Annotated in this window: 10 protein-coding genes; 5 read left to right on the top strand and 5 right to left on the bottom strand. The window is 68.8% G+C overall.

What is annotated here, in order from left to right:
- The first annotated feature begins 347 nt into the window (after window positions 1-347).
- A complete protein-coding gene (locus tag Air01nite_RS28480) occupies window positions 348-1,601 on the top strand; it encodes a hypothetical protein (protein WP_203706402.1) in 1,254 nt (417 codons plus the stop codon).
- A gap of 735 nt (window positions 1,602-2,336) precedes the next feature.
- On the opposite strand, the gene Air01nite_RS28475 is transcribed toward Air01nite_RS28480, so the two are convergent.
- The 3 genes from Air01nite_RS28475 to Air01nite_RS28465 form a co-directional block, all read right to left on the bottom strand.
- Entirely contained in the window at window positions 2,337-2,807 is a 471-nt protein-coding gene (locus Air01nite_RS28475; RefSeq protein ID WP_203706401.1) for a hypothetical protein, read from the bottom strand.
- Between the two features lie 447 nt (window positions 2,808-3,254).
- Entirely contained in the window at window positions 3,255-4,070 is an 816-nt protein-coding gene (locus tag Air01nite_RS28470; protein ID WP_203706400.1) for an MBL fold metallo-hydrolase, read from the bottom strand.
- Window positions 4,070-4,651 carry a dihydrofolate reductase family protein gene (locus Air01nite_RS28465; protein WP_203706399.1) on the bottom strand — a complete coding sequence of 194 codons (582 nt, stop codon included), beginning with the start codon at window positions 4,649-4,651 and terminating at the stop codon, window positions 4,070-4,072. Before Air01nite_RS28465 ends, Air01nite_RS28470 begins: the two co-directional genes overlap by 1 nt.
- Window positions 4,652-4,723: 72 nt before the next feature.
- Between Air01nite_RS28465 and Air01nite_RS28460 the strand changes: the two genes are divergently transcribed.
- On the top strand, window positions 4,724-5,239 hold the full coding sequence (locus Air01nite_RS28460) for a winged helix-turn-helix transcriptional regulator (RefSeq protein WP_203706398.1): 516 nt from the start codon (window positions 4,724-4,726) through the stop codon (window positions 5,237-5,239).
- Here Air01nite_RS28460 and Air01nite_RS28455 read toward each other — a convergent pair.
- On the bottom strand, window positions 5,211-5,594 hold the full coding sequence (locus Air01nite_RS28455; protein WP_203706397.1) for a VOC family protein: 384 nt from the start codon (window positions 5,592-5,594) through the stop codon (window positions 5,211-5,213). The genes Air01nite_RS28460 and Air01nite_RS28455 overlap by 29 nt on opposite strands.
- Window positions 5,595-5,597: 3 nt before the next feature.
- Window positions 5,598-6,320, bottom strand: a complete 723-nt coding sequence (locus tag Air01nite_RS28450; protein ID WP_203706396.1) for a DinB family protein — start codon at window positions 6,318-6,320, stop codon at window positions 5,598-5,600.
- An 80-nt stretch (window positions 6,321-6,400) separates the two neighbouring features.
- On the opposite strand from Air01nite_RS28450, the gene Air01nite_RS28445 reads away from it, so the two are divergent.
- From Air01nite_RS28445 to Air01nite_RS28435, 3 genes are all read left to right on the top strand, one after another.
- A complete protein-coding gene (locus tag Air01nite_RS28445) occupies window positions 6,401-7,309 on the top strand; it encodes a bile acid:sodium symporter family protein (RefSeq protein WP_203706395.1) in 909 nt (302 codons plus the stop codon).
- Window positions 7,310-7,313: 4 nt separating this feature from the next.
- Window positions 7,314-8,408, top strand: a complete 1,095-nt coding sequence (locus Air01nite_RS28440; protein ID WP_203706394.1) for a hypothetical protein — start codon at window positions 7,314-7,316, stop codon at window positions 8,406-8,408.
- A gap of 62 nt (window positions 8,409-8,470) precedes the next feature.
- Window positions 8,471-9,211, top strand: coding sequence for an ALF repeat-containing protein (locus Air01nite_RS28435; protein WP_308439988.1), 741 nt, complete (start codon window positions 8,471-8,473; stop codon window positions 9,209-9,211).
- Window positions 9,212-9,233 lie beyond the last annotated feature (22 nt).

Below are 9,233 nucleotides of genomic sequence, written 5' to 3'. Positions count from 1 at the left end.
CCGCAACCTCCCGGGCCGGTCGCCCGTCCGGGGTGGCCGGCGGGCGCGTAATCGGCAGTCCGGCGGCAGCGGGTCGGCGGCCGTCGTCGCCGACGGCATTGCCGAGTGTCCACCCAAAACAGACATTCAGCCAGTTCGACCTGGCACCGCGTATCGAAGTTTCCCACCGGGAACAACGAGAACCGGCTGCGGGGATGACGGCGCTTGCGGTAGCTGAGGGAATCGAGGGCGGCACCGCCATCCCCGGTCGAACCGTTACCGGCCAGCGATTTCGCCGCGACGTCCGTGCTGCTGGCAGCCCGAACGGATGATCACATCGATCTCGAGTGGCCGTATCTTCGGCAGCTGTGAGCGAAATACGGGGTCGCCGGGTTGTCCTGGCGGTTGTCGCCGCCGCGCTGCTCGGGTTGGCTGCGTGCACGACGACCCCGTCGGCCGGCAGCCCAACGGCGGCCGCGGACCCCAGCGCCAATGGCTCGCCCAGTCCGACCGCGCCGGACGCCGCCGCCAAAGCCGGAATCGACGCGCTGCTGCAAGCCCAGAGCGCCGCACTTGTCAAAGGTGACCTGGCCGCGTTCCTGGCACCGGCGGCCGGCTATCCGGAAGTCGAGAAGGTACTCAAACAGCGATTCACGGCGCTGCGCGCCCTGCGGGTCGCCGACGTCAAACAGAGCATCGCTATCGGGCCGTTGTCCGGCGGTCCGCCGGATTGGTGGACCGCTGACATCGCGATGGCGTACTGCCTCGGCGCCCCCGGTTGTGGAACGCCCGGCCCGCTGACCGCGACCACTTTCCTGCACACGCCCGGCGGATTCCGGATCGTCGACATCGAGCAGACCAGCGACGGGCCGCGGCCGTGGGAGGTCAGCCAGCTCGTCGTGCGGTTCGGGAAGCGGGTCGTCGTCGCGACCACGAAGCCGCATGCCAAGGACCTGCCGACCGCCTTACGGCTGGCCGAGGACGCGGCCAAGGTCGCCGACCGGTTCTCGCTCGGTGAGACCAAGCCGCACCGCTACGTCGTCTACCTCGCCGGCAAGAACGAATGGAAGACATGGTACCAAACCGACTTAGACGACTCGTACGACGGATACGCCGTCCCCGGCCTCATCGAGGGCAGCGACCTTGTCCTGCGGATGGACGCCTCACCCATCGGCGAGAGCGCCATGCTGCTACGGCACGAGATGACCCACGTGGCCTCCGGAGCCAACGCCGCGCTCACTGACATCGACGGCTCAGCGTGGTGGCTCGACGAAGGCCTGGCCGAGCTCGCCGGCGAAAACGGTGCGGCGGTGCGTGACTACGGCTGGCGCGACGAGGTCCGTCGCTACCTGGGCAGATCGAGATACGACGGCGATCTGTCGACCGTGTACCCACGCGAGAACGCCAACGACGAAGAGATCAGCACCAGCTACGGCCTGGCGTACTACGGTGCCCGCTGCATCGACGACACCTACGGCCGCAAGAAACTGATGGCCCTCGTCGACGCCATGGTCCGCCACGACACCAGTGGTGCCGATGCCGCACCTACGGCACTCGGCGTCACGTGGAAGACCGTCGAGTCAACCTGCCTCGCCTACACCCGCCGCGCGGTCGGCCTGTGACCGGAACCAAGATCCAGCAGCCGCGACATCCTGCCGGCGGCTAGCCACATCCCATCCCATCCCATCCATCGCTTCGACTCGGCGCTGCCGCGCCGCCATGAGGTGCCCGGCGACACGTTACGCCTGTCTAGCCGGCCCTCCGCTCGCTTGGACCAGGATGGGCGGGAATCGAGCACAGGTCCGAGCCCCACCTTGGCGCCTCGAAATGCGCACCCGAGCGCATGAGACGGGCCCGGCTAACCGGCGTAGGTTGGGCCGCGTCACGGGCTCCGACCGTGCAGGGCTGTACCCCACGCCCCGGCTTGGAGCCGGCGCCGAGCCTTGGATGTGCAGGACGCTGAATCAAGCCGCAACTCGTAGATGACCAGCCTGCGTGGAGCTCGCCGGCACGCCAACGCGAGGTGGCGCAGGACTACCGGGCGGCGCTTCCGCTTCGGGCCTTGCAGCGGGCATTGTGTATTCGCTTGGCGCGACGACGATCTCGATGACCGTCCGGTTCGTGGTCGTGCTGATCCTGGCCGCGTGTATCTCATCCTTACGCTGGCGGTGCGTCGGTGGTTCCGGCTAGCCGCAGGTGACCGGCTGCGGTTGGCGGCGGATCGCCGTACCGGCGTGTTGACGGGATATCCGAGGATGCACGGCCGCTACGACCTTTGCTTCATGCTGGCCGCTTACCCGCAGGCTATCGCCACCATGATGTCGTGGAGGTAAACCGATCTTCCGATCCCGCGACTCTCACCCCGTGATACGTCGGCGGACACCGGGCACAGCACGATCAACGCTCAAAAGCGTAGCTGGATCTGTGACGGCCCATAGTGGCTGTCGATCGGTGCCCTGGTTGGTCACCGTCTCAAGGTGAAGCTGATCTCCGGTCATGTGAGCTGGTAGGTGCTGGATGACGAACCGGTGCCCGAGTCGCGCGACGGGCTGCATGCTCGCATCGAGCAGCGGAGTCCGCTCGCCGATCTCCAGATCGATGCTCTGCATGCGCGTGCCGTACGCATCGCTGCGCAGCGCGCAGCTCACCGCAGTCGACGGGATCCACGACTCGTCTCCGCGCGGTGAAAGCACCGTGTGCGGATGGCGGACAACCGACCCGTGCTGAAGATCGATGACCACTGTTTGGGGGTACGCGTCGGACGCGTCATTGTCGACGGGCTTCTCGTAGGTCGCCGCGACCCATCGGCCGTCCTTCGAGTACGCCACCGTACTGTCCACCGTGTAGATGCCGGGCGTCGATCTCAGTGACCGGACGACCCCGGTCTGTGACGAACTCTCGACCGAGGGCCACGCGTGCGGGCGGCTAAGGAGATGCTCTCCCGCAGCATCTCGACGCCCGTCACGGTGCCGCTGCTGGACGTCGACGCGACGCTCGGCAGGAGCAACTAGAGGAGCTGATGGCCCGACCCTGGAAGTACCGTCGATGCCACCCAAACGGCCATCGCCGCCTCACTGACCTCCAAGCGATCCAGCTCGCCGGAGTGTCGAGCCGGATGCCGGCGGTCACGACCACGCCGCACCGGACGTTCGGCAGCTCATCGACGCTGGTGGAACAGCCCCGAGCTCGTGGTCTGCGAGGGCAGCGCACCGGAGCCCGGCACGGCGGCCGCGGGAGCCAGCCAGCTCGGAGCCGGGCCGGCTTTGATACAAGCCCTAACGTCCAGCGGCCAGGCGCTTGGTCTGCCCGTGGTGCAGATCCGTCACCCACTCCCAGCCGGGCTGGGCCGAGGGGCCGATGCGTGGGTCGTCGGGGTCGCGGCCGTCGCGCAAGGCGAGCACGTACGCGCGGTCTCGTTCGATCCGTTCCTGCAACTGACCGGGCCCGCCGACCGACCCGTGGCCCGGGACCACGACGTCGGCCGACACGCTCTCCAATCCGTGCAGCGCCGCGAGGTAGTCCTCGATCGGGTCGGCGGCGGCGCCGTGCAGGTCGAGCATCGGGATCAGGACGTCCGAGAGCATGTCGCCGGCGACGAGGACCCCGTGCTCCTCCACGAGCAACGCCGCGTGGCCCGGTGCGTGGGCTTGATGCTCGATGATCTGGACTCCGGGGCCGTCCCAGGGAATCCGTGCCGTCTCGGCCGGCAGGGCGGTGATGAGGCCGTAGAGGTCCAGCGGGACCTGCCCGGCGATTTCCGTCTCGGCCAGGTGTTCGACGATATGGGCCTTCGCGTTCGGGTCGGACAGCTCTTCCCGGACAGCGGCCGCGCAGCGGGCCGTGCCGTAGCGGGGCGCTTCGCCGAGCTGCGCGTGCCAGAGCACGTGATCCCAATGCGGATGGGTCGAGAAGCCCGCCACGACATCACCACGGTCCGATGTGGACAGGTCGTTCGCGAGGCACGCCAGTTCGTGCTTCTGCAACCCGGGGTCGACGAGCAACACACCGGCGCGGCCTTGCACGACGGTGGTGTTGGTCTTGAGGAACTCGCTCTCGTGAACCAGCACGCCGTCCGCGACCTGCTGCAGCATCAGTTCACCTCTCGAATCGCGTAGTGGTGCATCGTGACGCCCTGCTTGAACGATTTCTGCTCCAGCAGGTCCAGCTCGATCGGCATGTCCCAGTCGTCGAACAGCGGCCGGCCGAAGCCGAGGATCGCCGGGTGGGTGAAGAGCAGCAGTTCGTCCAGAAGGCCAGCCCGGAGGATCTGTGTGGCGAGCGCCGCGCCGCCTACGCCGAGGGTGCCGTCGGTCTCGGATTTGAGGGCGGCCAACTGCTCGATCGCGTCGTCCCCGCCGATGATCCGGGTGCCGTGATCGGCGCTGTGGCGGGTGCGGGAGACGAGCACCTTGGGCGCGGACGTCCAGATCTCGCCGTACTCCCGCATGACGTCCGGCAGCGACGCGTCCTCGCGCGCCCGCGGCCAGTACTCCTCCATCGTCTCGTAGATGACCCGGCCCTGGACCATGCCCGCGAGCGCCCGCGCCCGCGCGTTGAACTCACGGTGCAGCTCCTCGTCGATGCGCAGCCACTCGCCGGCGCCGTCGTCACCGGGAACTTGCTCGATCCGCAAATCGAGGGACACGTTCATCCAGTACAGGAAGCGGCCCATCGGTCCCTCCTCACTAGTGGTTGCGATCTGCAACCACTATATTGAGGGCCAGAAGCCTGTCAAGGAGGAGTCGTGGAACCACGGTCCGGGTGTCCGGTCAACGCGGCCGTCGAGGTGCTCGGAGACCGATGGGCGCTGCTCGTGCTCCGCGACGTCATCTTCGGCGACCGCCGCTACTTCCGGGCGCTGCTCACCGGGTCGATCGAGGGCATCGCCTCGAACATCCTCGCCGACCGCCTCGTGCGGCTCGTCGAGGCGGGGATCCTCACCCGCGGCACCGCGGCGCGCGGGCAGCGCGCCCGCTACAGCCTCACCGAGGCGGGCATCCAGACCCTTCCGGTCCTGTACGCGCTCGGCAACTGGGGCCTCGACTGGCGGCCGGGCACCGAGGAGCTGCAGATCCGGCAGCGGATCATGCGTGACGCCGGGCCGGCCTTCGTCGAGGAGCTCATGGACGACCTCCGGGTGCGCCACCTGGACGCCCCGCCCAAGCACCCCGACGGCTCGGGTCCATTCGAACGCCTGAACGCCGCTTACGCCGCCGAGCAGGAACGCCGCCCTAACCCCCACTGCCGTACGGGCGGGTAATGATCTCGAGGAAGTGCCCGCTGGGCTCTTCCCAGTAGACGCCGCGCCCGCCGTCATTGGTGTTGATCTCGCTGGGGCGACGCCGCCCCGGGTCGGCCCAGTAGGACAGACCCCGGGCGCGGATCCGGCCGAAGATCTGGTCGAACTCCGCCTCGCTCACCAGGAACGCGTAATGCTGCGGGTTTGCCGGCCCGTGGTCGTCGGCGAAGTCCAGTGAAACCTCGTTGTCGACCTCGACGACCAGGAACGGCCCGAACGGCTTGGGCTCGGCCAACCCCAGGATCTCGGCGACGAACGAGGCCGACTCTTGCTTGTCGCGGACCCGCACGATGGTGTGATTCAGCTGGACAACCATCCCTCAAGTCTGGCGCGGACCAGGCAGTAGATCGAGGTCACGAACGCAGAAACCGTGGTGTGCCCACTCCTCGTTGAGCAGCACCTGGACGCACTCCAGCACCGACCTTCCCCTGGCGTAAGGCGGCCAACCCGGGCCCGCCGGCACCGGCGCGGGCGCCGAGAGTTGATCGGCCGTCACCGTCGACAGCCAACGCTCCAGCTCTGCCCCCTGCACGTCGCGCACGGACAGCACCTCGTCGAGACCGGGGGCCGCCGCTCGGTCCAGGCCCTGCTCCTCCTGGTCGGGGACGAACTCGGTCGCCAGCCCGATCGCGGTGAACGGCTCGGTCGACCCCAGACAGCAGCGGCGGAACCACGAGTCGTGGACGAACACCAGATGGCGCTGGGTCTCCACCGCCGACCATTCGCCGCCGACGCGCTGGTGCTCCGAACCCCCGGGCATCGCTCGCAGCCGCTCGATCGTCTCGGCCCAGCCGGCCCGTAGCTGGCGGACAGCCTCCAGCAGGTCCGCCGGATCGGCTGAGCGCAGCAGCAGCCGCACCGGATGCCGGCGGTCAAGCTCGGCTTCGACGTAGGACATCACCTCGACCCCGTTGACCACCAGGTTGGTGACCAGCCCGTCGATCACCGCGTCCTGCATCACCACCCCGATCAGACGAGCGCGGGTCAGGTCACACTCGCGGAACTCGGCATCAGTCAGGTCCTGGTCCTTGAAGCTCGCCATGCCGGGCAGTATCCACGGGGGTACCGACAACAACCGCGCAGTGGATGTTGCGTGGCTCACATCCCGACCAGAATCCCCGCATGGATTCCTGGCTGACCACCGTGGGACTTCCGGTCGCGCTGGCGATCGTCATGCTCGGCCTCGGGCTCGGGCTGTCGATCGCGGACTTCCGGCGCATCGCGACGTACCCAGTGCTCATGCTCATCGCCCTCGGCTGCCAGATCGTCGTCCTGCCCGCGTTCTGCTTCGGGCTCGTCCTCGTCTTCGGCCTCGAGCCGGAGTTGGCCGTCGGCATGATGCTGCTCGCCGCCTCACCCGGCGGCACCACCGCGAACCTCTACAGTCACCTCTTCGGCGGCCACGTCGCGGTGAACGTGACGCTGACCGCCGTCAACTCGGTCCTGGCGGTCGTGACCCTGCCGGTGGTCGTCAACCTGTCGACCGGCTACTTCCGGCCCGACAGCCAGGCCGTCGGCCTCCAGGTCGACAAGGTGCTCCAGGTCTTCGCCATCGTGCTCGTCCCGGTCGCGCTCGGCATGCAGATCCGGTCGCGGTTCCCCGGCTTCGCCGACCGCCTCGCGAAGCCGGTCAAAATCCTCTCGGTGGTCCTGCTGGTCGCGGTCATCACCGGTGCCATCCTCAACGAGCGCGCCAATCTCGCGGACTACTTCCTCGCCGTCGGCGCCATCGTCCTGATCTTCAACCTGATCAGCCTGGCCATCGGGTACGGCGCACCGCGCCTGGCCGGGATGGGCAAGCCGGAGTCCATCGCCGCGGGGATGGAAATCGGCATTCACAACAGCACACTCGCCATCGCCATCGCGGTCAGCCCGGCGCTGCTAGACAACACCCGAATCGCGATCCCGGCCGCCGTGTACGGCATCGTCATGTTCTTCACCGCGGCGGCGTTCGGCTACCTGGTGACCCGCCGGAAGGAACCAGCCGTCGGCAGCACCCGGGCAGACGACTCATCGGCGGCATTATCCTGACTCGATGAGCGGCCAGCTAAGCGGGACGGTCGACTACTCGTCCTGGACGGTGCTCGCGGTCCTCGCGCCGGCGTACAAGCGGGCGGTGCTTGACGAGGCCGGCGACGTCGGCACCGACGACTTGCTCCTCGAGGTCTCTCGCCGGCTGGGTGGTAAGCGTCCGGTGCTGCGGACCCTGGAGAAGCCCGGCGCGCCTCGGCGCGCCGGGCAGCGGGACGGATCGCCGATCGAGGGGGAACGCCGGCTCGCGCAGCCGGTCTTCGTCGCCGAGGCCCTGCTGCGCGAGCTCACCGTTCGCGAGCGGTCCTACTCGCTCATCCGCCGCCAGGTCACCAACTGGCCGGTCTGGACCGACGGCGTCGCCCTGGCGCTCGCCGACGCGGCGGTCCGCTCCACCGCGGCGGGCCTCGACCGGACCGGGGACCGCGAGCTGGTGGTGGCCCTGCTTTCCGGCGCGCACACCCGGGCGGCCGAACTGCTGGAGGATGCCGGGCTCGACCGCGCCCTGGTGCTGGCCGACATCCAGTCCGGCTACCCGCACTACGCCACGAACAGCTGGACGCCGGGCGGCGACTCGCTGGAGATGGTCGGGCTCGCGCCGACACCAGCCATAGTGCGCTTGATCATGGCGCCGATCAACAAGCTGATGCGCCGCAGCGATGGCTGGGCCGCGGGCGTGCTCGTGGCACTGGAGGAGGAGGCCCGCCGGCAGGCCGTACGCACGGGCCAGAACCGGGTGTCGGTCGCGCACGTGGTGCTCGCCGCGGCGTCGCTCGACCATCAGATCGCGCTGCGCGGCATCCCGGTGCCGGAGCAGATGGCCGGCGCCCACGAGGTCCTGGACCGCCGTGGCCTTGCCTACGCGAAGCTGACCGAGCGGGTCGCCGTCGGTGCCACGAGCCTTGTGAAGCCCGGCACCGGCTGGACGCCGTCCGGCCCGTCGCCCGATGGCCAGCCGGAACTCGCGCCGGACGCCGCGGCCGCGGTCGAGACGATGCGCGGACAGGTGGCGGCGGACCTGCCGTATTCACAGGCACTGGAGACCCTGCTGGACAGTGCCTCCGGGTCCGCCGCCACAGCGGATCTCCGCGTCCGTTGACCGCTTCGTCCTTTGTGGATGGAGCCCACCTTGCTTCACCGCCCGCTGACGGTAGTATCTCCGTGTTTTTCTACAACGGGGAGGAATACCGATATGCGATGGAAGATAGCGGCCGGCGTCGTCATGACGCTGGCCCTTTGATTCCGGCGGCACCGGCGGCGGCTCAAACCGCAGAGCCCGGCCTCAACGAGGCCTGCCAGACGGTCGAGCGCAAGGTCTACCAGGACATCCGCGAGCTTGTCACCCTCGACTTGGATACCGCTACCGATGCGGAGATACGCCTGTTGGCCTACCGGATCCTGGAAGCGGCAAACGCGGACTCCTTGCCCGTTCTGCCTGACAACATCGAGGAGCGGTTGAAGGGCGCCGCGGGTGATCTGCGCGCATTCCTCAAGACGGGCCTGCAGAACGCCTGGTCGGTGGATCTGCGGCTCACGGTGAACCGGACGCTGACGGGCGCCGGTCCCAACGTGGCGGCCGCCGCGCAGGAGGCACTCGACGACGAGGCCATCGACGCCTACCTGGCTTACCTGAACAACGGCCTGTACGACGCGCGTGCGCTTGACTGCGCGGCTGCGCCCACACCGACACCGAGCGCCACGCCCAGCGCCCCCACGACCGTCGCGCCGACCCCTTCTTCCTCCGGCAGCCTGGGCGCTCCGGGCGAAGGCGGCGAAGGCGGCGGGCTGCCCGTGACCGGTGCCGACACCGCGATCGTCGCCGGCATCGGGGGTGCGCTCCTGCTCCTCGGTGGCGCGGCCTACCTGATCGGACGCCGGCGCCGTTCCCGCTTCGCGGCCTGATGACGCGGGCGCCCCGCGACCG

The sequence above is a fragment of the Asanoa iriomotensis genome (assembly GCF_016862515.1).
Classification (GTDB): domain Bacteria; phylum Actinomycetota; class Actinomycetes; order Mycobacteriales; family Micromonosporaceae; genus Asanoa; species Asanoa iriomotensis.
This window is presented reverse-complemented; position numbering and strand designations above follow the sequence as displayed.